Annotated in this window: 24 protein-coding genes; 19 read left to right on the forward strand and 5 right to left on the reverse strand. The window is 66.0% G+C overall.

The features are described from left to right. Position 1 precedes the first annotated feature (1 nt). The 11 genes from ACJ7Z0_RS01415 (at position 2) to ACJ7Z0_RS01465 (ending at position 11,457) form a co-directional block, all read left to right on the forward strand. Positions 2–1,072, forward strand: a complete 1,071-nt coding sequence (locus tag ACJ7Z0_RS01415) for an ABC transporter ATP-binding protein (protein WP_434788335.1) — start codon at positions 2–4, stop codon at positions 1,070–1,072. Then, positions 1,072–2,061, forward strand: a complete 990-nt coding sequence (locus ACJ7Z0_RS01420) for an ABC transporter ATP-binding protein (protein ID WP_434788336.1) — start codon at positions 1,072–1,074, stop codon at positions 2,059–2,061. Before ACJ7Z0_RS01415 ends, ACJ7Z0_RS01420 begins: the two co-directional genes overlap by 1 nt. A gap of 101 nt (positions 2,062–2,162) precedes the next feature. Further along, entirely contained in the window at positions 2,163–2,516 is a 354-nt protein-coding gene (locus ACJ7Z0_RS01425; protein WP_434788337.1) for a cupin domain-containing protein, read from the forward strand. Positions 2,517–2,521: 5 nt separating this feature from the next. Beyond that, complete coding sequence (locus ACJ7Z0_RS01430) at positions 2,522–3,448, forward strand: 2-hydroxyacid dehydrogenase (protein ID WP_434788338.1); 927 nt, start codon at positions 2,522–2,524, stop codon at positions 3,446–3,448. Positions 3,449–3,478: 30 nt separating this feature from the next. Then, a complete protein-coding gene (gene thrC / locus ACJ7Z0_RS01435; RefSeq protein ID WP_434788339.1) occupies positions 3,479–4,894 on the forward strand; it encodes a threonine synthase in 1,416 nt (471 codons plus the stop codon). A gap of 7 nt (positions 4,895–4,901) precedes the next feature. Continuing rightward, positions 4,902–5,861, forward strand: a complete 960-nt coding sequence (locus ACJ7Z0_RS01440) for a homoserine kinase (RefSeq protein WP_434788340.1) — start codon at positions 4,902–4,904, stop codon at positions 5,859–5,861. A 38-nt stretch (positions 5,862–5,899) separates the two neighbouring features. Beyond that, a complete protein-coding gene (gene kbl, locus ACJ7Z0_RS01445; protein ID WP_434788341.1) occupies positions 5,900–7,102 on the forward strand; it encodes a glycine C-acetyltransferase in 1,203 nt (400 codons plus the stop codon). After that, positions 7,099–8,097 carry an NAD-dependent epimerase/dehydratase family protein gene (locus ACJ7Z0_RS01450; RefSeq protein WP_434788342.1) on the forward strand — a complete coding sequence of 333 codons (999 nt, stop codon included), beginning with the start codon at positions 7,099–7,101 and terminating at the stop codon, positions 8,095–8,097. The genes kbl and ACJ7Z0_RS01450 overlap by 4 nt, the downstream gene beginning before the upstream one ends. A 22-nt stretch (positions 8,098–8,119) precedes the next feature. After that, positions 8,120–9,589, forward strand: coding sequence for an NAD-dependent succinate-semialdehyde dehydrogenase (locus ACJ7Z0_RS01455; protein WP_434788343.1), 1,470 nt, complete (start codon positions 8,120–8,122; stop codon positions 9,587–9,589). A gap of 331 nt (positions 9,590–9,920) precedes the next feature. Beyond that, positions 9,921–10,367, forward strand: coding sequence for an SRPBCC family protein (locus ACJ7Z0_RS01460; protein WP_434788344.1), 447 nt, complete (start codon positions 9,921–9,923; stop codon positions 10,365–10,367). Between the two features lie 22 nt (positions 10,368–10,389). Further along, a complete protein-coding gene (locus ACJ7Z0_RS01465; RefSeq protein ID WP_434788345.1) occupies positions 10,390–11,457 on the forward strand; it encodes a methyltransferase domain-containing protein in 1,068 nt (355 codons plus the stop codon). Here ACJ7Z0_RS01465 and ACJ7Z0_RS01470 read toward each other — a convergent pair. Further along, entirely contained in the window at positions 11,442–13,067 is a 1,626-nt protein-coding gene (locus ACJ7Z0_RS01470) for a class I SAM-dependent methyltransferase (protein WP_434788346.1), read from the reverse strand. The two genes, ACJ7Z0_RS01465 and ACJ7Z0_RS01470, sit on opposite strands and share 16 nt — an antisense overlap. A gap of 98 nt (positions 13,068–13,165) precedes the next feature. On the opposite strand from ACJ7Z0_RS01470, the gene ACJ7Z0_RS01475 reads away from it, so the two are divergent. Continuing rightward, positions 13,166–14,500, forward strand: coding sequence for a hypothetical protein (locus ACJ7Z0_RS01475; protein WP_434788347.1), 1,335 nt, complete (start codon positions 13,166–13,168; stop codon positions 14,498–14,500). Positions 14,501–14,546: 46 nt separating this feature from the next. On the opposite strand, the gene ACJ7Z0_RS01480 is transcribed toward ACJ7Z0_RS01475, so the two are convergent. The 3 genes from ACJ7Z0_RS01480 to ACJ7Z0_RS01490 form a co-directional block, all read right to left on the reverse strand. Further along, entirely contained in the window at positions 14,547–14,900 is a 354-nt protein-coding gene (locus ACJ7Z0_RS01480; RefSeq protein ID WP_434788348.1) for a cupin domain-containing protein, read from the reverse strand. Positions 14,901–14,902: 2 nt separating this feature from the next. After that, on the reverse strand, positions 14,903–15,601 hold the full coding sequence (locus ACJ7Z0_RS01485; protein WP_434788349.1) for an HAD-IA family hydrolase: 699 nt from the start codon (positions 15,599–15,601) through the stop codon (positions 14,903–14,905). A gap of 96 nt (positions 15,602–15,697) precedes the next feature. Continuing rightward, a complete protein-coding gene (locus tag ACJ7Z0_RS01490; RefSeq protein ID WP_434788350.1) occupies positions 15,698–15,973 on the reverse strand; it encodes a hypothetical protein in 276 nt (91 codons plus the stop codon). Between the two features lie 50 nt (positions 15,974–16,023). Here ACJ7Z0_RS01490 and exaC point away from each other — a divergent pair, with 50 nt between their 5' ends. Next, positions 16,024–17,544 (forward strand): acetaldehyde dehydrogenase ExaC, encoded by a 1,521-nt coding sequence (gene exaC, locus ACJ7Z0_RS01495; protein WP_434788351.1) that lies wholly within the window; start codon positions 16,024–16,026, stop codon positions 17,542–17,544. A 58-nt stretch (positions 17,545–17,602) separates the two neighbouring features. On the opposite strand, the gene ACJ7Z0_RS01500 is transcribed toward exaC, so the two are convergent. After that, positions 17,603–18,091, reverse strand: coding sequence for a DUF2231 domain-containing protein (locus ACJ7Z0_RS01500; protein WP_434788352.1), 489 nt, complete (start codon positions 18,089–18,091; stop codon positions 17,603–17,605). Positions 18,092–18,264: 173 nt separating this feature from the next. Here ACJ7Z0_RS01500 and ACJ7Z0_RS01505 point away from each other — a divergent pair, with 173 nt between their 5' ends. From ACJ7Z0_RS01505 to ACJ7Z0_RS01530, 6 genes are all read left to right on the forward strand, one after another. Beyond that, a complete protein-coding gene (locus ACJ7Z0_RS01505) occupies positions 18,265–18,675 on the forward strand; it encodes a hypothetical protein (RefSeq protein WP_434788353.1) in 411 nt (136 codons plus the stop codon). A 121-nt stretch (positions 18,676–18,796) separates the two neighbouring features. Next, a complete protein-coding gene (locus tag ACJ7Z0_RS01510) occupies positions 18,797–19,117 on the forward strand; it encodes a hypothetical protein (RefSeq protein ID WP_434788354.1) in 321 nt (106 codons plus the stop codon). Beyond that, positions 19,114–20,538: a TolC family protein gene (locus tag ACJ7Z0_RS01515; RefSeq protein WP_434788355.1), complete on the forward strand. Its 1,425-nt coding sequence runs from the start codon at positions 19,114–19,116 to the stop codon at positions 20,536–20,538. The genes ACJ7Z0_RS01510 and ACJ7Z0_RS01515 overlap by 4 nt, the downstream gene beginning before the upstream one ends. 35 nt (positions 20,539–20,573) lie before the next feature. After that, positions 20,574–21,989 carry a multicopper oxidase family protein gene (locus tag ACJ7Z0_RS01520; protein ID WP_434788356.1) on the forward strand — a complete coding sequence of 472 codons (1,416 nt, stop codon included), beginning with the start codon at positions 20,574–20,576 and terminating at the stop codon, positions 21,987–21,989. A gap of 63 nt (positions 21,990–22,052) precedes the next feature. Next, positions 22,053–22,544, forward strand: a complete 492-nt coding sequence (locus tag ACJ7Z0_RS01525; RefSeq protein WP_434788357.1) for a cupredoxin domain-containing protein — start codon at positions 22,053–22,055, stop codon at positions 22,542–22,544. Positions 22,545–22,573: 29 nt separating this feature from the next. Then, positions 22,574–22,912, forward strand: a complete 339-nt coding sequence (locus tag ACJ7Z0_RS01530; protein ID WP_434788358.1) for a copper-binding protein — start codon at positions 22,574–22,576, stop codon at positions 22,910–22,912. Positions 22,913–22,952: the final 40 nt, after the last annotated feature.

Here is a 22,952-nt window from a genome sequence, read left to right on the forward strand (position 1 = left end):
AATGCTTGATATGAACCGTTTTGAGCCGATCACCGCCGAGCATGCCGAAGCCGCCATTGGTGCGGAGAACATCCTGGACGTGCGCGATCTGAACGTCGCGTTTCGCACAGCAGCCGGAACCGTGCATGCCGTGCGCGACGTCAGCTTCTCGGTGCGCCGCGGCGAGACACTGGCGCTGGTGGGAGAAACCAGTTCGGGCAAGAGCGTGACCTGCCTAGGGTTGCTCGGCCTCACCCCGCCCGCTCCGTACTGCACGATCAGCGGGTCCGCGCGGCTTGCGGCGCGCGATGGCCAGACGTACGAGCTGGTCGGCTCGCCTGAGCGTGTGATGCGACGGGTGCGAGGTGGCGTCGCTTCGGTGATCTTCCAGGAACCGATGACGTCGCTGAATCCGGTGCACACCGTCGGCGCTCAGATCTGCGAGAGCTTGCGCATCCACCTTGGGATGCGCGGGCGTGCTGCCACGGACCGCGCTGCCGAACTCTTGAACCAGGTCGGCATCTCAGATCCGAAGCGCCGTTTGACGAACTACCCGCACGAGCTGTCCGGTGGCATGCGGCAGCGCGTGATGATCGCCATGGCGATTGCGTGCGAACCTTCGCTGCTAATCGCGGACGAGCCCACCACCGCGCTGGACGTGACCATCCAGGCGCAGATTCTCGAACTGCTGCAGAAGCTGCAGTCTGAGACCCGGATGGCCATGATCTTCATCACGCACAACCTCGGCACAGTGGCCGAGATCGCCGATCGCGTGATGGTGATGTATGCAGGCCGGATCGTCGAGCAGGCCGATGTCGTTACGCTGTTCACGGAGCCCCGGCATCCCTATAGCCGCGGCCTGATCAACTCGGTTCCTCGGCTTCATTCGAATCGTGCCCGCAAGACGCCGCTGTTCGCGATTCCGGGCAACGTGCCCGATCCGGCCTCGCACCCGCCGGGCTGCACCTTCGGGCCGCGCTGCCGGCACTTCGAGCCAGGTCGCTGCGATGCCGCGGTGCCCAGCCTGGATAGCGCAAAGCCGGGCCATCTGGTGCGATGCGTCCGTTGGCCGGAAATTGAAGGAGCCGCGTGATGCTGCAAAAACAACTTACTCCCCCTTTGTTGCAAGTCGAGGGATTGCGCAAGTGGTATCCGCTCGGCGGCGGCTGGTTTGGCAAGCCGGCACAGAACGTCAAGGCAGTCGACGGCGTCAGTTTCGAGATTCGCCGAGGCGAGGTGCTGAGCCTAGTGGGCGAAAGCGGCTCGGGCAAAAGCACGATCGGCCGCGCCATCCTGAACCTGGACCCGCCGACGGCAGGGCAGGTGCACTTCGACGGAGAACCCCTGGTGGGTCTCTCGCGGCGCCAGATGCGGCCGCTGCGGCGCGCGATGCAGATGGTGTTCCAGGACCCGTACTCGTCCCTGAACCCGAAACACACTGTCGAGGAACTGCTCTCGGCGCCGCTCGAAATCCACATGCCCGAGCTGACGGTGCAGGAACGGCGGGATCGCATCGATGCCGTGCTGAAGACGGTGGGGCTCAACCCCGCGCATCGTTCGCGCTATCCGCACGAGTTCTCCGGTGGTCAGCGCCAGCGGATCGGCATTGCCCGTGCGCTCATGACCGAGCCGCAGCTGCTGGTGGCCGACGAGCCGGTGTCTTCCCTGGACGTCTCAGTGCAGGCCCAGGTGATCAACCTGCTGCTGGAGCTGAAGCAGCGGCTCGGCCTCACGATGCTGTTCATCAGCCACGACCTCGCGGTGGTGGGCCATATCTCAGACCGGATCGCCGTGATGTACCTCGGCCGTCTGGTGGAGATCGGCGACGCCGAATCGCTGTTGAACAACCCGCGGCATCCGTATACGCGTGCCCTGATGGCCGCCGTTCCGAACATCGATCCGCGGCAGCGGCGCCCGCGCGAACTGCTCAAGGGCGACATTCCCAGCCCGCTGTCTCCCCCGTCGGGCTGCGCGTTCCGCACGCGCTGCCCCCACGCCCAGTCGGCGTGCGCGAGCGGGGTGCCCGAACTCCGGCTCATCGAGCGCAATCACGCGACCGCGTGCATCCGCGACGACATCTGACGCAGGCGCAGCTCGATCGGCCCTTCCGCTTTTCGCCTTTTGGCGCGTTCCGACCATGGGCGCCATCTGAATCTTCTCCATTCAACAAAGGATCATTTCTCATGAGCAATCTCACCTTCTTCAAATATGACGACCTGGGTACCGCGCGTGAGGGCGGCCCGCTGCCCGAGCGCGTCATCGAAGGCGACGCCAAGTTCAAGAATTGGGACGTCGAACGTTCTGCCGACGAAAAGGTGCGCGCCGGCGTCTGGGAGACGACGCCGGGCACCTTCCGGTCCATCAAGGGGGGCACCATGGAGTTCTGCTACATCCTCTCGGGCGTGTCGGAAATCACGGAAGACGGAAAGCCGCCGGTGCGGGTCCAGGCAGGCGACGCGTTCGTGATGAAGCCTGACTTCACCGGCGTGTGGTGCTGCATCGAGACTACCCGCAAGATCTGGGTCGTCTACCAGTAGGCCGCATGTCTTTCTTGTACAAGGCCGACCCCGTGCGCGGGGCGGAATGGGCACGCCTGTTCGCCACGCAGGCGCCCGACATTCCGTTTCATATCTGGCCCGACACCGGAAAGGCGGACCACGTGCGCTATCTTGCCGCGTGGGTGCCACCGCAGGACATAGAACGGCAGTTCCCCAACCTGGAGCTCTTCTTCTCCACCGGCGCGGGGATCGACCAGTTCGACCTCGCCGCGCTGCCCCCGGAGTTGCCGGTGGTGCGCATGGCGGAGCCCGGCGTCGTCGCGGGCATGGTGGAGTACGCCACGATGGCCGTGCTCGCGCTTCACCGGGATCTGCCAACCTACATCCGGCAGCAGCGCGAGGGCTGTTGGGCTGCGCACCGCGTCTATCCCGCGTCGAAGCGGCGCGTGAGCGTCCTCGGCCTGGGCGTGCTCGGATGCGCTGTGCTGGACCAGCTGCGCACACTCGGCTTCCAGCTTGCCGGATGGAGCCGAACGCGCCGCCAGATTGACGGCGTGGCGTGCTACGCGGGTCGGGAAGAACTGGCGGCGATGCTGGCCGGCACCGACATCCTCGTGTGCCTGCTTCCCCTTACCCAGGAGACGCGCGGCATTCTCGACTCCAAACTGTTTCAGCATCTGCCGCGCGGTGCATCGCTTGTGCATGTCGGCCGAGGGGCGCATCTTGACCATCAGGCGCTGCTCGATGCGCTGGAGAGCGGCGGGCTGTCGGGCGCGGTCGTCGATGTCACCGATCCAGAGCCGCTGCCGCAGGGCCACCCCTTCTGGGCGCACCCGAAGATCCTGCTCACGCCGCACATCGCGAGCATGACGCAGCCGGAGACGGCCGTGGAACAGGTGCTCGACAACATCCGCCGACACGAGGCAGGCGCGCCGCTGATGGGGCTGGTTGATCGTTTGCGGGGATATTGAGACCCCCTCGTCAAGAAAATGAAACCCTCGATGCTGTACTTGTCCACCCGCGGCCATCCCGACCGCAAGCACTTCTGCCAAATCCTGCTGGAGGGCTTGGCGCCCGACGGTGGCTTGTACCTGCCGGAGCAATACCCGCAGGTCACTCCCGAGCAGTTGTCCAGGTGGCGCGATCTGCCGTATGCTGAACTCGCCTTTGAAGTGCTCTCGCTCTACATCGACGACATCCCGGCGGAGGACCTGCGCGCAATCTGCCGCAAGACCTATACCGAAGAGGTGTTCGGCACGGAGGCGATCGTGCCGCTCAAGCCGCTGGAAGACGGTCTCTACCTTGAAGCCTTGTCCAACGGCCCGACGCTGGCCTTCAAGGACATGGCGATGCAGCTGCTGGGCAACCTGTTTGAATATGAGTTGGCGCGCCGCGGCGAAGAGCTCAACATTCTGGGCGCCACTTCAGGTGACACCGGCAGCGCTGCCGAATACGCGATGAAGGGCAAGAAGGGCGTTCGAGTTTTCATGACCTCGCCCAATGGCCGCATGAGCCCTTTCCAGCAGGCGCAAATGTTCAGTCTGCAGGACGCGAACATCCACAACCTCGCCATCGAAGGCGTGTTCGACGATTGCCAAGACCTCGTCAAGGCCGTGTCCAACGATCTCGAGTTCAAGCACAAGTACAAGATCGGCACGGTCAACTCGATCAACTGGGCGCGGCTCGTGGCCCAGGCTGTGTACTACTTCGCCGGCTACTTCCAGGCCACGCAGTCCAACACCGAACAGGCGAGCTTCACCGTGCCGTCGGGCAACTTCGGCAACATCTGTGCTGGCCATGTAGCGCGCATGATGGGCCTGCCCATCGACAAGCTCGTGCTCGCCACGAACGAGAATGACGTGCTGGACGAGTTCTTCCGCACCGGGGTCTATCGGGTCCGCGGCAGCGCCGACACCTACGAAACCTCCAGTCCATCGATGGACATTTCCAAAGCCAGCAACTTCGAGCGTTTCGTGTTCGACCTGCTGGGCCGCGATGCGGGCATGGTCAAGCGCCTGTTTGGCGAGGAACTCGCGAAGAACGGTCGTTTCGATCTGAGCGCCGACCCGGTGTTCACGCTGGCCCGTGCGCGCTACGGGTTCCTCAGCGGCAAGAGCACGCACGCCGACCGGCTGACGATGATCCGCGACACGCACCAGCGCTTTGGCGTGACGATAGACACCCACACGGCCGACGGCCTCAAGGTGGCGCGCAACTTCGTGCAGCCTGGGGTGCCGATGATCGTGCTGGAGACGGCGCTGCCGATCAAGTTCGCCGCGACCATCGCCCAGGCCTTGGGCCACGAGCCAGACCGGCCAGCGCAGTTCCAGGGTATCGAAGACCTGCCCAAGCGCGTGACGGTGCTTGCGGCCGACGCGGCGCAGGTGAAGGCGTTCATCGCCGCCCACCTGTCCTGATCGCAGCATGGCTGTCTTCACCGAAGTTCCGTACGAGGAGGCTGCCGCCTTCCTGCGGCGGCTGGGCCTTGGCAACTTGCAGGCTATGGCCGCCTGCAGTGGCGGCATCGAGAACACCAACTACTTCGTCGACACGGATCGCGGCGAGTACGTGCTGACGCTGTTCGAGCGCCTGGCATGGGAGCAATTGCCGTTCTACCTGCACTTGATGCAGCATCTGGCCAGTCGCGGCGTTCCGGTGCCAAGGCCGGCGCCAGATGCCGACGGTCGCATCCTGCACCGTCTCAGGGATAAGCCCGCCGCAGTGGTGGGAAGGTTGCGCGGAAAGAATGAACTGGCGCCGGATGTGCAGCAATGCGGCGCAGTGGGCGAAATGCTGGCGCGAATGCACTTAGCCGGCAGAGACTATGCCCGCCACCAGCCCAACCTGCGTGGCCTGCCGTGGTGGAAGGAAACCGTGCCGGTTCTGCTGCCACACGTCGGCAACGACCAACGCACGCTGATGCTGGATGAACTGGCCTTCCAGACACGTATCGCCGCATCGCCCGGCTACGCAGCCCTCCCGCGAGGGCCGGTTCATGCCGACCTGTTTCGCGACAACGTGATGTTCGAGGGCAGGTGCCTGAGCGGCTTCCTCGATTTCTACTTTGCGGGTTGCGACACCTTTCTGTTCGACATCGGGGTCTGTCTCAACGACTGGTGCGTGGATCTGGACAGCGGACGCGCCGACGGCGTCCGGGAGGCAGTATTTCTGACAGCCTACGAGTCGGTGCGCCCGCTCGTGCTTGAAGAACGTCGTCTGTTGCCTGCCCTTCAGCGAGCCGCGGCATTGCGCTTCTGGGTATCGCGGCTCCGGGATTGCTACATGCCCCGCGAAGCCGCCGCTCTGAAGGCTCATGACCCCAGCCACTTCGAACGCGTTCTGCTCCATCGCGTGAGCGACGCCGCCGGCGCAGGCATTTTCTAGAAAGGACTTTGGGCCGCCCTGGGCCCTGATGATCAATCATGAGAACCACCGCAGATTTCTACGCCTCGCTCCGAACCGAACTCGAGCAAATACAGGCCGCTGGCCTGTTCAAGCTTGAACGCACGATCCAATCGCCACAAGGAAGCCAGATCGCCACCGCCGATGGACGGGAAGTGATCAATCTCTGCGCGAACAACTATCTGGGCCTGTCATCTCACCCCAGCGTCATCGAGGCCGCCCATGACGCGCTGGCTGCGCGCGGGTTCGGTTTAAGTTCCGTCCGCTTCATCTGCGGAACGCAGGATGTCCACAAAACGCTTGAAGTGCGCCTCTCGCAATTTCTCGGCACGGAGGACACCATCCTGTACGGGTCGGCATTCGACGCCAATGGCGGCTTGTTCGAGACGCTGCTCGGACCCGACGATGCCGTGATCAGCGACGAGCTGAATCACGCGTCCATCATCGATGGCATCCGCTTGTGCAAGGCCAAGCGATACCGCTATCGGCACAACGATGTGATGGACCTGCGCGAGCAACTGAAAGCGGCGGATGAAGCAGGAGCCCGGTACAAGCTGGTGTTCACCGACGGGGTCTTTTCGATGGACGGGACCATTGCCCGCCTGGACGAAATCCGTGATGTCTGCGACGAGTTCGGAGCCTTGCTGGGCGTTGACGACTCACACGCTACCGGTTTTCTGGGCAAGCGAGGGCGCGGAACCCATGAATATCGCGGTGTCTTCGGCAAGATCGACATCATCACCGGCACCCTCGGCAAGGCGCTCGGCGGTGCATCCGGCGGATTCACGAGCGCCAGAGCGGACGTCGTTCAATTGCTGCGCCAGCGCTCGCGGCCCTATCTGTTCTCGAACAGCCTGGCCCCGGTGATCGTTGGCGCGACCTTGAAGGTGCTCGATCTCCTGGAAGCCGACACAAAGCTGCGCGACAGCCTGGAGGACAACACACGGTACTTCCGCGCCGGGCTCGCGGCACGCGGTTTCGAACTGAAGCCAGGCGAACACCCGATCATTCCGGTAATGCTCTATGACGCGGAGCTCTCTCAGATGTTGGCTCGTCGGTTGCTCGAACTGGGGGTTTACGTGACTGGATTCTTCTACCCCGTCGTGCCCAAGGGCCAGGCGCGCATCCGCGTTCAGATCAGCGCGCAGCACACCGTTTCCCAACTGGATGTTGCATTGAGCGCCTTCGCGCAAGCCGGCAAAGAACTGGGGGTAGTCGCATGACCGGGCTCCCTCGCATTCTGGTCATCGGCGCTAACGGCCAGTTGGGCACCGAGCTTTCCCTTGCTCTGGCGGACCGCTACGGCGGGGACAACGTGGTGGGCAGCGACCGTCTGGAGGTGGGCCGGCACGCCAATCTCCGCTATGAGATGCTGGACGCCACGGACTTTGGCCAACTCACGAAGGTGGTCGAGAAGCATCGAATCACCCAGATCTACCATCTCGCGGCGGCCTTGTCGGCAACGGGCGAGACTGCACCCGACTGGGCGTGGAAACTCAATATGGGCAGCCTGTTGAACGTCCTGGAGGTCGCACGGCAACGCAAGCTGGACAAGGTGTTCTGGCCGAGCTCCATCGCCGCCTTTGGTCCGACGACACCTGCCGATGCCACACCTCAGCGAACGGTCATGGAGCCCAGCACCGTCTACGGCATCTCCAAGCTGGCCGGCGAGGGCTGGTGCCGCTGGTACTTCGAGAACCATGGCGTCGATGTCCGTGGCCTGCGCTATCCGGGACTCATCTCCTACAAGGCGAGCCCCGGCGGTGGGACCACCGATTACGCGATAGACATCTTCCACGCGGCCCTTAAAGGAGAACGCTACACCTGCTTTCTTGCCGAAGATGAACCGCTGCCCATGCTCTACATGGACGACGCGGTGCGCGGGACCCTGGAGTTGATGGAAGCCCCCAGTGCGGCCATCTCCGAACGCGGCAGCTACAACCTCGCTGGCGTGAGCTTCACGCCCCGCGAGATCGCGCAGGAGATACGCAAGCATCTGCCCGACTTCGAAATCGTGTATCAGCCTGATTTCCGACAGGCGATCGCCAGCGGGTGGCCCGATTCGATCGATGACAGCTGTGCACGTCGCGACTGGGGCTGGGCTCCGAAGTACGACCTTGCGGCCGCTGTCCGCGACATGCTGAAGAACCTGTCTCCCATGTCGATGCCAAGCGCAGAGCTCGGTGTGGCAAATGGTGAGCAAGTGGCCGCAAATTGACAACCCCTGAATGACAAGCACCATGACACTGACTCTCGAACGCACGGACCTGATGCCCGGACGCCAATTGATCGGCACCGAATGGCGCGAGGCGAGCGACGGACGCCGCCTCGACGTCACCGACCCCGCCACCGACGACGTCTTCGCCAGCGTGCCCGACGGCAGCGCCGCCGATGCGCGCGCCGCCGTCGATGCCGCCCATGCCGCCTTCCCGACCTGGCGGGCGGTGCCCGCCAAGCAGCGCGCCCAGATCATCAAGCGCTGGAACGACTTGGTGATGGCGCACCAGGAGGACCTCGGCCGACTGATCTCGCGCGAGCAGGGCAAGCCGCTGGCCGAGGGGCGAGGGGAGGTGGCCTATGCCGCCAGCTACATCGAGTGGTTTGCCGAGGAAGCCACCCGCGCCAACGGCGACGTCATTCCCGCGCCGGTGCCTGGCCGGCGCATGTTCGCGCTGAAGGAGCCGGTGGGCGTGGTTGCCACCATCACGCCCTGGAATTTCCCGGCCGCCATGATCGCCCGCAAGATCGCGCCGGCCCTCGCGGCCGGTTGCACCGTGGTGTGCAAGCCGGCCGAAGACACGCCGCTGACCTCACTCGCCTTGGTCAAGCTGGCCCAGGAGGCGGGGGTGCCGGCGGGCGTGATCAACATCGTCACCGCGTCGCGCGAACGCACGCCCGAGGTGGTGGACGTGTGGCTGGACGACGCGCGCGTGCGCAAGATCAGCTTCACCGGCTCTACGCCAGTGGGCCAGCACTTGGCGCGCCGTTCGGCCGACACGCTGAAGAAGCTGTCGCTCGAGCTGGGTGGCAACGCGCCCTTCATCGTGTTCGAGGACGCTGACATCGATGCCGCTGTCGAAGGCCTGGTGGCGGCCAAGTTCCGCAACGGCGGCCAGACGTGCGTCTCCCCGAACCGTGTGTTCGTGCACCAGCGCCTGCACGACGATTTCGCCGACAAGCTGGCCAGGCGAGTCGGAGCACTCCAGGTTGGCCCGGCGAGCGACCCGCGCTCGCAGATCGGTCCGATGATCAACGCGCGCGCGGTCGAGAAGATCGAGCGCCATGTGCAGGATGCTGTCGCCAGGGGCGCCAAGGTGCTCACCGGCGGGAAGCGACTTGTCGATCTGGGCCCGAACTATTACTCGCCCACGGTGATGGTGAACGCCGATGCCACCATGGCCTGCAGCTGCGAGGAGACCTTCGGGCCGGTGGTGCCGATCACGCGCTTCGACAGCGAGGCCGAGGTGATCGCCGCCGCCAACGACACGCCCTTCGGATTGGCCGCGTACTTCTATTCGCAGGACGTGCGCCGCATCTGGCGCGTGGCCGAGGCGCTGGAGACAGGCATCGTCGGCATCAACGAAGGCGCGCTCGCCGCGGAGGCCGCCCCCTTCGGCGGCGTCAAGGCCTCAGGCTACGGACGCGAGGGCTCGGTGCACGGACTCGACGACTACCTGCACATCAAGTACGTGTGCCAGGGGCAGCTGTAGCAGCTTACGGTCCCAACCTGGAATGCGGGTGTGCGCGTCCAACGAAGTGGCCGTGCCCGGCGAACTGATCGGTCGTCGCGGTCCGACCGCGCTAAAGCGCCCTCGCGCCTGTCTGGCCGCGCTGCATCTTAATCAGTGGCCGCCGAGTTCTTCGCCAAGCTGGGCTTCCGCGCCTCGCCGGCGGCGATGGAGCGCCCGCGGTCGAAATCGTCCGCGGATTGATGGGGGATGCAAAAGGCAGAATGCGGCAGATCGCCCCGTGTCGATTTGCTGCGGGCTCGTTCGTCGTGTCAGTTGAGGGTCATCCTCTGCACTTCAGGAGAACGCCACCATGGCAACCAACACCGTCCGCCTGCATCGCGTGCTGCGCGCCCCGCCGGAGCGGCTTTATCGTGCCTTCGTCGAACCCGGCGCGTTCGAGCGCTGGCTGCCGCCCTTCGGATTCACCGGCAAAGTCCACAGCATGGAGCCGGTGGTCGGAGGTGCCTGGCGCATGTCCTTCACCGCCTTTGGTACCGGCCACAGCCACTCGTTCGGCGGGAAGTACCTGGAACTCGTTCCCGGCCAGCGCATTGCCTACGATGCGGCGTTCGACGACCCGAACCTGCCGGGCACCATGAAGACCACCGTGACGCTGACCGCGGTGTCCTGCGGCACCGACATGTCCGTCGTGCAGGAAGGCATTCCCGACGTGATTCCTGCGGAGATGTGCTATCTGGGCTGGCAGGAGTCGCTTGTGGCACTGGCCCAGTTGGTCGAGCCGAATATTCCGGGTTGAGCGGCAGCGCACGGCCAACGCCGTGTCTTCCGGTATCGGCGAAGTACCCGCCGAGTTCGGCCGACACATCGACGTTCAGAACGTCGCCGACCCGGATGAAGGCATGAGCGATCGCGGTGGCCCCGGCGCGCCGTCCGTGCGAACATCCGCGCCCATGAGCGACATTCATTTCGGTATCGACCGCTTTTCGCACTTTCAAGGCGTGCTGCGCCTTGCAGGCCATGCCTTCTCGCGCAGCGCCGAGGTGCAGGCCATCGAATTGCTGCTGGGCGACGGGCAGGTGGCGGTCCTCGCGCGCATCCGGCTGCCGAGCGTGGACCTGGCAGGGCGCTACGGCCGGGTCGCGGTGGCCTGCCGCTTCGACGAGACGCTGGTGGTGGGCGAGGACATCGCGCCGCTGCTGTCCGCGCGCTTGCGCATCCGTCTGAGCGACGGGCGCGAGCACCTGGTCGACGCCCCCGGCTCGCTCGGCCGTGAGAACCGGGTCGAGACCCTGTTCGATCGCTTCAAGTCGATGGTGTGCACGCGGCCGCCCGGGCACCTGCTGGAGGTGGGCTCGCGTGCGCGAATGGGCGTGACGCGGCGAGATTGGCTGCCGGAGGGCTGGCACTACACGGGAATGGACGTGGTACCGGGACCGAACGTGGACGTGGTGGGCGACATCCACCTGGCCAGCAGCTTCCTGCCGGCCGAAGGCTTCGACGCGGTGATGTCGCACGTGGTGTTCGAGCACCTGATGATGCCCTGGAAGGCGGCGGTCGAGATCAACCGCGTGATGCGCACGGGGGGCGTCGGCGCCATCCTTGCGCCGCAGACCTGGAGCCTGCACGAGGAGCCGTGCGACTACTTCCGGTTTTCGCGCCATGCGTGGCAGGCGCTCTTCAATGCCGCCACGGGCTTCGAGATCATCGAAGCGCAGCACGACATGCCGGCCTACATCGTCGCGCAGCACCTGATGGCGGAGACGGCCTTTCGCGAACTGCCGGGCATGCTGAGCTCGGGCGTGCTCTTTCGCAAGACCGGGCCCAGCACGGTCGACTGGCCGGTGGATCCGTGCCAGATCAGCGACGACCGCTACCCGGTGGTCTGAGCCGCGACGCTGCGCCGCGCGAGGATCGACAGCGCGGGCCCGGCCGGGTGGTCGGGCTCGTCATTGGCGATGCGCACGTCGTCGAAGCCGAGCGTGGCCAGCACCTGCAGCAGCGCGTCGCGTTCCATCCAGGCCGGTGCGTGCACGAGCCCGCCGCAGAAGATCGGGTCCTGCTGCTGGCCCGGGCCGTAGGGCACGCGCCGGTGGTAGCGCACGGTGCGGCCGCGCCAGGCGATGTTCTCCACGCCGGCGACCAGGTCGCGGCGGGCGTCGCCCTGCGGCATTGCGGCGTCGTCGATCACGTGTGTCCAGAGAAACAAGGTGTCCGTGCGCTCGGCCAGCGCCTCCAGCAGCTGGAGCGGATTGGCCATGTGATAGAGCACGCCGCTCGCGACGATGAGAGGCCAGCGGCGCGCATCGGCAGCGAAGAAGCCCATGAAGTCGCCCAGCACGAACGAGGCGTCCCGCAAGCCGCACAGTTCCTTGACGATCAGGCACTTGAGAAAGGCCTGCCTGTTGGCCTCGATCGCAAGTACCGAGCGCGCGCCTGCCTGCAGCAGCGCGGCGGTGTGCGCGGCCTCCAGCGGGCCCAGCTCCAGCACGTCGCGACCCTGCAGCCCGCCGAGCGTTTCGGCCAGCCAGCGCATGCGCACGTCGTCCCAGAGGTCGCTGCGCGTGCCGGCGCTCAGGCCGAGCGCGGGTGGCAGGCTGCCGACCCAGCTGCCTCGCATCAGGTCCAGCGCGTTCTGCGGATGAGGCGAGCGCAGTTCGTAGGCGGCCTGTTCGGGCGCGCCGCCGTCATGCTCGATGTTTTCGCGCATCGCCTGTTGTGCCAGGGCCAACCGGTCCAGGCCGCTGCCGCGCGCCCCGCGCTGCAGCACCATCAAAAACTCGCAACCCAGGCAGTCATGGAAGAAGGTCTCGCCCAGCGAGATCAGGCCGAGCTCGCGCAGCTCCTGCATGATCAACCGGAAGCTGGAGGCCGTGAACACCCAGGCATGGCAATCGCGGTAGGTGGCAGGGTCGGCGCCCAGCGCGTTGTCGTAGCCCGCATGCGCCACGCCGGGCATGCCGAAGGGGCCCGGCGAGCCCGGTCCCCACACGGCTGCGCCGCCGCGCGTGGCGCTGTAGGCCGCCTGGTCGTAGAGCGCGCCCACGTTGTGCCGGCGGCGTCCGTCGACGAAGGCCTGCAGCACCTGGCCGGTGGTCGAGACCGGGCGGAAGTAGTCGAAGGTGTAGCGGCGATCGGGGATCAGCAGGTACAGGCGGCCCGTGTCCGACAGCGCGCGCTCGCAGCGCTGCAAGAAATGGATCGGGTCGGTCAGGTGCTCGAACACGTGGCTGGCAACGATGTGCGCGAAGCGCTCGCCGGGCGGCAGCAGCACATCGAGTTCGGCACCGTCGTCGATGGCGTCCACCTCCTCGATCATCGCGACGTCCACGTTCGGATCGTCCGCGTACTTGCGCCGCAGATCGTCCGCGCTTGCATGGTCGACCACCGACACGTTGAAGCCGGCGGACTTGCGCAGGATGGGCGAGTAGGAGGCCCCGAACTCGAGGGCCCGTTCACCGGGCGCGATGTGGGAACGGATGTGGTCGCGGAAGTTCATGGGTGAAGCACGGCTGTGCGCGGGGCGTTTCAAGATGTATAAGACCCGCAGTGTGGCCCAGAAGGGCCGGCTTTGACCAACCGGTGTGCGGAGACCTCATGCGATTGATCCATTCCCTCCTGTCCTTCGCGCGTCGCCGCACCGTCCAGACGGTTCTTGGCTGTTACACCGCGGGTTCGAAGCTGCTGCAGCAGCCGGCCGTGCGCCGCGAGCGCCGGCCGCGCTTCGAATCCGACAAGGTCGTGGTGCCGCCGCATGGCGAGGTGTATGCGATCGTGGTCAAGTACGCCGGCCATGGCGAATCGGCCAATCTGCATGTGCTGCTGGACGCATTGCGGCGCGCCAAGGTGAACACGGTGCTCGTGTGCAACGGCGAGGTGCCCGCGGAGGAGCTGGGTGCGCTCTCGCAGCGGGTTCACCGGGTGATGGTCCGGCGCAACGTCGGGCGCGACTTCGGCGCCTACCGCGCCGCCACGCTGAGCCTGCTGTCGCAGGGCGTGAAGCCGGAACGGATGATGTACTTCAACGACAGCCTGCTCTACATCGAGGGCACCGAGCTGGACCGCCTGGTGGCCGAGTTCATTTTCAGCGAGTTCGACGTGGTCGGCCTGGGCGAGAACCAGTACCAGCATCACATCGGCTCCTTTGCGCTGTCCGTGTGTGGCGCCGCATTCGTACATCCAGAATTCCGCCGATTCTGGCAGGACTACACGCCTTACGACCTGCGCAAGCACACGATCCACGCCGGCGAATTGGGCCTGACGGCCATGCTCAAGAGGCTGGCCTGCTCGATCGACGTGATCTACGACGCGACGCGGCTCGCCCGCAAGCTGCGCGACATGCCCCTGCACGAAGTGGTGGACGCCACGCGATGGCTGCCTTACGGCTTTCGCCGGCATGTGCTGATGACCGTGCTGGGCCAGTCCTTCAGTGCGCGCGAACTGATCCTCAACGCCGACGTGCCTAGCGGCGGCGTTGCCGCAAGCGACGCGGCGATGGCCGATCCGGGGCCCGCCGGCACGCCGACGCTCGGTGCATTGCGCAGCCTGCGCGAAGCGGACGGACGCGTCGCCTTGCTGGGCCGGGATGCGCCCGCGTACGCGGCGCCGAAGACGAGCGAAGCGCACGCCATGGCACAAAGCGCGCAGCGGTTGTCGCGCCAGCTGCTGATCGATCACATCCTGGAGCACGTGACCAACGGCAGCCAGCTGCATTTCGGCTTCGGCCTTTTCTATCGCCTGCTGGGCTGCCCGGTGGTCAAGCGCGACCTGTTCTCGCGCGGCCTGTATCGCGAGCACGACTGCGCGGACATCCTGGACAACGTGCCCGCACCGACCCGCCAGCGCCTGCTGCGAGACCTCATCAACCGGGGTCGCCTCGACATGCAGCTGGGCTTCTGGCGCGGGCTGCTCTTTCGCAACGGCATGCTCTGAGCCCGCGCAGCGGTTCTCGAAGCCGCAACCGGTCGCCGCAAGAAAACTACATCGCCATCACGACGAAGACCTTGCGCAGGGTCTCGTGCACGTGCCACTCGCCGGTGGTATTGGCCGGAAAGAACAGCGTGTCGCCCGCGCGGATGTTCAAAGGTTCGCCGGCGGTCGGCGTGAAGGTGCAGGCACCAGTGAGGATGTGCATGACCTCGGCGTTGGGCAACTGGCGTTCGAAGCGGCCGGGCTCGCATTCCCAGATGCCGCTGTCATTGCCCCCTGCACCCGCCAGCTCGACGTCGATGCCGCGTAGGCGGCAGGGCGGCTGGCTCAGCGGGCGCGCGGGCGTGCCCTGGTCTTGCAGGCCGCCGATGGTGGCGGACTGCTGCAGAACGGTGATGCTCATGGTCAGCGCCCCGCCTCGACGGCATCGGCCAGCTCGGCCAGCGTGTGGAAGTGGTAGTCGGGTTCGGTGCGCTTCGACTCGATGGTGCCGCCCGATCCTTTCTGCGCGTGGCGACGCTCGATCCAGCAGGTGGTGATGCCCAGTTGCTTGGAGATGCCGATGTCGTGGTACTGGCTTTGCGCCACGTGCAGGTTGTCGGCCTGCTTGTAGCCCCATGCGCCTTCGAAGCGGCCGCGCGCATAGGCGAAGTAGCGCGCGTCGGGCTTCTCGCACAGCGCATCGTCGCAGCTCAACAGCATGTCGAAGGGCGAGCCCAGGGTCTTGTCGAAATGGGCCAGGGCCCAATGCTGCGCGTTGGTCATCGTGACCAGCTTGAAGCGCTTGTGCAGCCGCTGAAGTGCTTCCACCGAATCCGGAAACGCGGGCCACTGCGCCACCGAATCGCGCAGGCCTTTTGCCAGCGCATCGCTGTCGGGCAAGCCCAGTGCGGGTGCGATGGCGTGCCAGCAGCGCTCCAGGTCATCGGGGTACCAGCCCGCGTTGCCGTCGGCGCGGGCGGCCCGGTAGGCGGCCAGAAAGTCGTCGTCGCTCACGGCGGCATCGGGCACCGCCGAGCGCAGGTAGGCGAGCATGCCGCCTTCGAAATCGATCAGCGTGCCGACCACGTCGAAGGTGAGGACCTTGAAATCTTGCAGGGACATACGAGAGAAGCTCCGGTGGAAAGGGGAGGAAGGCGCCGCCGCGGCGACAGGCGAGGGGGTCGTGCGCTACAAGCATAGGAGCCATCGCGTTCCCGTTCACATCGAATTGGGCTTGCGATCCAGCACAGGATTTCGCAGTCGTGCCGATGTCAGCATCTTCTTCGGCGCGACGCCTTCGCGACGCGGAACTGCCTGAAGTTCGGATGGAGCGTTGCACTGTCCCTTTTCGTGACAGGTGCTCGCCGCAGCACGCATCTCTGTTGCAGTCTGGCGCAGAAAACCGATCCGTTTGCTGCGCCAGATCGGGCCCATTGCGTTCAAGCCCAGGTGGCACGGCGCGTGCAATGCAGCACACCAGCGGCTGCGCGGCATCTGGTTTGCGCGGTCGCCTTCCACCCCTACCCAACGGAGACGAAAAGACCATGCAATACGCCAGCCCCAACGCCCCCGGCGCGAAGATCGAGTTCAAGCCGGCCTACGACAACTTCATCAACGGCAAGTTCGTGCCGCCGCTGAAGGGCCAGTACTTCGACGTCATCACGCCGATCACCGGCCAGCCCTACACCCGCGCGGCCCGCTCGGGCGCGGAAGACATCGAGCTGGCCCTGGACGCGGCCCACGCGGCCAAGGGCCAATGGGGCCGCACCTCGGCGGGCGAGCGCGCCGGCGTGCTGCTGAAGATTGCCGACCGCCTGGAGCAGAACCTCGAGTTGCTTGCCTACGCGGAAACCGTGGACAACGGCAAGCCGATCCGCGAGACACTCAATGCCGACATTCCGCTGACCATCGACCACTTCCGCTACTTTGCCGGCTGCCTGCGCGCGCAGGAAGGCGCACTGAGCGAGATCGACGAGAACACCATCGCCTATCACTTCCATGAACCGCTGGGCGTGGTGGGGCTGATCATTCCGTGGAACTTCCCGATCCTGATGGCCGCATGGAAGCTCGCGCCCGCCATTGCCGCGGGCAACTGCGTGGTGCTCAAGCCGGCCGAATCGACGCCCGTGAGCATCATGGTGATGGCCGAGCTGCTGGCCGACCTGCTGCCGCCCGGCGTGCTCAACATCGTCAACGGCTACGGCCGCGAAGCCGGCATGGCGCTGGCGGGCAACAAGCGCATCGCGAAGATCGCATTCACGGGCTCCACAGCCACGGGCCGGGTCATCGCGCAGGCCGCGGCCGGCAACCTCATTCCCGCCACGCTGGAACTGGGCGGCAAGAGCCCCAACATCTTCTTCGAGGACATCGCCGATGCGGACGACGACTTCTTCGACAAGGCCGTCGAAGGCCTGGTGCTGTTTGCCTTCAACCAGGGCGAGGTCTGCACCTGCCCGTCGCGCGCGCTGATCCAGGAGTCGATCTACGACAAGTTCATGGCGCGCGCGCTGGAGCGCATCAAGGCCATCAAGCAGGGCCATCCGCTGGACACCGACACCATGATGGGCGCCCAGGCGTCGGCCATGCAGATGGACAAGATCATGAGCTACCTTGCGCTCGGCAAGGAAGAGGGTGCGCAGTGCCTCACCGGCGGCGGCCGCGCGCAGCTCGGCGGCGAGCTGGCGGGCGGCTACTACATCCAGCCCACGCTGTTCAAGGGCCACAACAAGATGCGCATCTTCCAGGAAGAGATCTTCGGCCCGGTGCTCGCCATTGCCACCTTCAAGACCGAAGCCGAGGCGCTGGAGATTGCCAACGACACACCCTACGGCCTGGGCGCCGGCGTGTGGACGCGCGACGGCAGCACGGCCTACCGCATGGGCCGCGCGATCCAGGCCGGCCGCGTGTGGACCAACTGCTACCACGCCTATCCGGCGCATGCCACGTTCGGTGGCTACAAGGAGTCGGGCATCGGCCGCGAAACGCACAAGATGATGCTCGACCACTACCAGCAGACCAAGAACCTGCTCGTGAGCTATTCGCCGAAGAAGCTCGGGTTCTTCTGAGCGCGCAGCGGCCGCGCGCGCATCCGGCGCGCGGCTTGCTGCACGAGGAGCGCTGCCGCTACTTGCCGGCGGCCGCGTGCGGCTTGCTCAAGGAACTGGATGCGTTCACGCCGGCATCCTCGTCGACGCCGACCGCGAGCCGGTCCACCAGTTCACCGCCGAGCCAGGCCGTGACCAGCGCGATGGCGGCACCCGCGAAGGCCCAGACCATCTGGCTTGGCACCGGGGCATAGTCCCTGTCCCGCAGCAAGAAGCTCACGGCGAAGAGAAGCAGCACCACCACGTTGCCGGCTCCGTGCATGGCGCCGATGCGCTTGGCGCGCGTTCCCGCTGGAATGCCCAGCCAGTCGATGGTGCCGAAGGGCGCGGCGAGAACACCGCCCACCAGGCCAGCCGCGATCATCCAATAAGACACGGCCGCCATGACCTGGCTCCTGCCCCCCAGGTAGATGAGGTCGAAGACCACCGCCGTGGCCAGCAGCCCCAGCGGAAAGACCACCAGCATCTGGTGCACCGAGTGGCCGAGGAAACGAACTCTTGCATGCATGGGATTACCTCCATTGCCTGACTGAGCCCTCATCTGAGCCACAACCACCGACATCCCGCGCGGGCCGGGGCCGCCAGTCGGGGTCGGTACTTTCCTACTAGCGAAGGCGCCAGGCGCCGACTGGATAGACCTACAGCGTAGACGGATGCACCGCTCTATCTACAATGGAGCCCATGCACCGGGTTCGCCTTTTCGTCCTTTGGATCATGATGTTTGCCGTGCCTTTCCAGGCCTACGCGGCGGCAGCCATGGTCTTTTGCGGACCGGGCCATGAGGGTGCGGTGGCCGCGGCGCCGGCCGGACCGGCGGTGCACGGCGATGGGCATGCGGACCATCGTCACCCCCACGAAGCCGCCGCGCAAGATGCCACGCAGCCCGCGCACGACAGTGCCGACACCACCGCCCATGCAGCGCCCGATGCCATGCACAAGTGCGGCACCTGCGGCGCCTGCCATGGCACCGCCCTGATCAGCACGCTGGAACTCGCGGTGTTCCAGGGCCTTCCCCGCGCCGACCTGACCGAGCCCGCCAGCACGGTGGCCACGGTCCCGCCGCGCCTTCTCGACAAACCTCCTCGCGCCTGAAGCGTTCGTGCGCCTGCGTGCGGCCCGGTCACGGGCTGCCGCGAGCGCGCATGCATCGCCTGCGTCATGCCTGCCCCATGGGCAGCTTCGACGCACTCGTTCATGAACTCGCGAGGACGCCATGTTCCATTCATTGCCGGCCGCTTGGCTGGCCGCACTTTCCGCTTTCGCGGCGCTTTCCGCCGCGGCGCAACCCGCGCCCACCGTCCTGGACTACAAGTCTGCGCTGGAGGGCTACCGGCCCTTTGCCGACGTAAAGCCGATCCCGTGGAAGGAGGCCAACGAGACGGTCTACCGCCGCGGCGGCTGGCAGGCCTACGCCAAGGAGGCCGCCGAAAGCACCCCACCCGCTGCGGCCGAACCGCCCAAGGGCGCAGCCGCTGAACCTCAGGCGCAGCCAGGCCATGCGATGCCGATGCCTGCGGCCAAGGAGAAGCCATGACGCGCGCCTTGCGCCTGACGGCCGTCGCCGTTGCGGCCGCCTTCCTGGCCGGCTGTGCTTCGGTGGGCATCGACGATGCCCTGCAGGACACGAACATCCAGGCGCAGCAGTTCACCGGCGGCAAGCTCGAACTCAGCCGCACGCAGGAACAGCGTGACCGCCGCTCGGCGCTGGCGCAGGAGCTGCTGTCCAGGCCGCTCTCGCAGAGCGACGCGGTGCAGCTCGCCCTCGCCAACAGCCCGGCCGTGCAGGCGCTGGTCGCCCAGAGCTGGGGCGACATGGCCGCGGCCGACCAGGCGGGCAGGCTGCCCAACCCGGTCTTCAACTTCGAGCGCATGCGCATGAACAGCGAGCTCGAGATCGGGCGGCTGCTGTCCTTCGGCCTCGTCGATCTCATCCTGCTGCCGCAGCGCCTGTCCATCTCGCGCAGCCAATCGACCCAGGCCAAGGTGCAGCTCACCGGCGCCGTGGTCGACCAGGTGACGCAGGTGCGCCAGGCGTGGGTCCGCGCCGTCGCCACGCAGCAGATGCTGCAGTACGCCGAGCAGGTCAATCGCTCGGCCGAGGCCAGCGCGGAACTCGCGCGGCGCATGCAGCAGATCGGCAACTTCAGCAAGCTCCAGCGCGCGCGCCAGCAGGTCTTCTATGCCGACGCGACCACGCAGCTGGCGTCGGCGCGGCATGCCGCCACCGCCGCACGGGAGGAGTTGGTCCGCGCACTTGGCCTGGACGACGCGCAGGCCGTCCGGCTGGCCTTGCCCGATCGGCTGCCCGATCTGCCGAAGGCACCGCGCGAGGCCAGGGAAGTGGCCGCCACCGCGACCGAGCAGCGCCTCGACGTGCAGCTTGCGCGCGCGCAGCTGGACGTGGCGGGCAAGTCGCAAGGCATCAATCTGCTGTCGACCTTCATCGACGTGGAGGTGGGCGGCCGGCGCGACACGGTGTTCGACAACGCCGAAGGCACCAAGAGCACGCGGCGTGGCTTCGAGCTCGACATTCGGCTGCCGCTGTTCGACTGGGGATCGGCGCGGCGCGATGCGCTGAATGCGCAATCGCTGGCCGCGGCCAATCGCTACGACGCCACGGTGCGCGGCGCCTCGTCGCAGCTGCGCGAAGGCTATTCGGCCTACCGCACGGCCTACGACATCGCGCGGCACTACCGCGACGAGATCGTGCCGCTGCGCCAGGCCATGGCCGACGAGAACGTGCTTCGCTACAACGGCATGCTGATCGGCGTCTTCGAGCTGCTGGCCGAAGCGCGCGACCAGATCGCGAGCGTGAGCAACGCCATCAATGCCCAGCAGCAGTTCTGGCTGGCCGATGCCGCGCTGGCGGCCTCGGTGATCGGCAAACCCACGGCCATGGGTGCTTCGACCGCCAGCGCGGGTGGCGAAGCCGCCTCCGGCGGTGCGGCCCACTGAGCGCAGAACGTGCGCTCATCAACGATTCGAACGACATGACAAACAGACGCAATTTCCTGAGCGGCGCAGGTGCCATCACGGGTGCCATCGCGGCCGCGAGCGTGAGCAAGGTGGCCATGGCCGCCTTGCCCGAGCCCGTGCTCCAGACCAAGCCCGACACCATGCCGCCGCTCGTGCCATCGGGCGGACGCCCCTACAACCCCGTGGTCACGCTCAACGGCTGGACGCTGCCTTGGCGCATGAACAACGGCGTGAAGGAGTTCCACCTCGTGGCCGAGCCGGTGGTGCGCGAAATGGCCCCTGGCTTCAAGGCCAACCTGTGGGGCTACAACGGCCAGTCGCCCGGCCCCACCATCGAGGTGGTGGAAGGCGACAGGGTGCGGATCTTCGTGACCAACAAGCTGCCCGAGCACACCAGCGTGCACTGGCACGGGCAGCGCCTGCCCAACGGGATGGACGGGGTCTCCGGCCTTACGCAGCCGCCGATCAAGCCCGGCAAGACCTTCGTCTACGAGTTCGTCGCACGCCGGCCCGGCACCTTCATGTACCACCCGCATGCCGACGAGATGACGCAGATGGCCATGGGAATGATGGGCTTCTGGGTGACGCATCCGAAGGCCGAGCATCCGCTGATCGAGAAGGTGGACCGCGACTTCGTGTTCTTGCTCAACGCCTACGACGTGGAGCCCGGAAGCGCCACGCCCAAGATCATGACGATGCTGGACTTCAACCTCTGGTCCTGGAACAGCCGGATCTTCCCGGGCATCGATTCGCTCAACGTGAGGTTGAACGACAAGGTGCGCATCCGCATCGGCAACCTGACGATGACGAACCATCCGATGCATCTGCACGGGCACGAATTCCTCGTCACCGGCACCGACGGCGGGCCGACGCCCAAGAGCACGCGCCACTACGAGGTGACCACCGACGTGGCGGTCGGCCAGATGCGCCAGATCGAGTTCCTGGCCGACGAGGAGGGCGACTGGGCCTTTCACTGCCACAAGAGCCATCACACGATGAATGCGATGGGCCACGACGTGCCCACGCTGATCGGCCTCGACCACAAGGACGTGGTCAAGCAGATCACGAACCTGGTGCCCGACTACATGGTGATGGGCGAGCGCGGCATGGCCGACATGGGCGAGATGGAGATGCCGATTCCCGACAACACCGCGCGAATGATGACCGGCGAAGGACCGTTCGGCTCGGTCGAGATGGGCGGCATGTTCAGCGTGGTGAAGGTGCGCAAGAACCAGAAGGCCGGGGACTATTCGAACCCCGGCTGGTTCAGGCATCCCAAGGGCACCGTGGCCTACGAGTTCGACGGCTCGCCGCCCGAAACCGCGCGTCGGCGCGATGGCGGCGCGGCCGCGATGCCGGCGCAGAACATGCCGGCAAAGAACATCGAAGTGAAGGTTCGCAAGCCCGGCAGCGGGCATGCGGGGCACTGACTCCTTTTATCCGTTTCTCTCTCTCTCTCTTTTTCACCAACCCCCAACTCTCAGAAGGAAATCATGAAGCACATCCTCCGCAACACCGCCTTCACCGCGCTCTTCGCTCTTGCGGCCGCAGCCGCCTCTGCCACCGGCAATCACGCCGGCGGCCATGGCGACGGCGACGAAGCCATCGGCAAGCCCGGCACGGCCGCCAAGGCCACGCGAACCATCCACGTCGACATGACCGACGGCATGCGCTTCACGCCCGCTGACATCCGCGTGAAACAGGGCGAGACCGTTCGCTTCGCAGTCAAGAACTCGGGGCAGCTGAAGCACGAGCTCGTGCTCGGCACCGAGAAGGAGCTCAAGGAGCACTACGAAGCCATGAAGAAGAACCCGGAGATGGAACATGCCGATCCCAGCATGGTGACCCTGGCCGCCGGCAAGAGCGGCGAGATCGTGTGGCAGTTCACCAAGGCCGGCAAGGTCGACTTTGCATGCCTCCAGCCGGGCCACTACGACGCCGGCATGAAGGGCGCCGTGACGGTCGCCAAGACTGCGGCCAAGTAAACCCGACAAACTTTCAGGAGATACACATCATGTCGAAGATTCGCATTTCACTCATGGCGGCCATGGCCGCATTGGCATTCGGGGGCACGGCCCATGCGCAGTCGCCCAAGTCCGACACGCCCGGCACAGCCCAGGCCGCGGCCCCGGAACTCACCGACGGCGAGATCCGCAAAGTCGACAAGGACAGCAAGAAGCTCACCATCAAGCACGGCCCGCTGAAGAGCCTGGACATGCCCAGCATGACCATGGTCTTTGCAGTGAGCGACGAATCCGTGCTGGACAAGTTCCAGGCCGGCGACAAGGTGCGCTTCGATGCCGGAAAGATGGACGGCAAGATCGTCGTCACGCGCATCGAACCTGCGCGCTGAGCTCCAAAACAAACGCGCCTTCGGGGAAGGCCGCTTCGCA

Origin of the sequence: Variovorax palleresanus (assembly GCF_051144945.1) — a bacterium.
Lineage (GTDB): Bacteria > Pseudomonadota > Gammaproteobacteria > Burkholderiales > Burkholderiaceae_C > Variovorax > Variovorax paradoxus_S.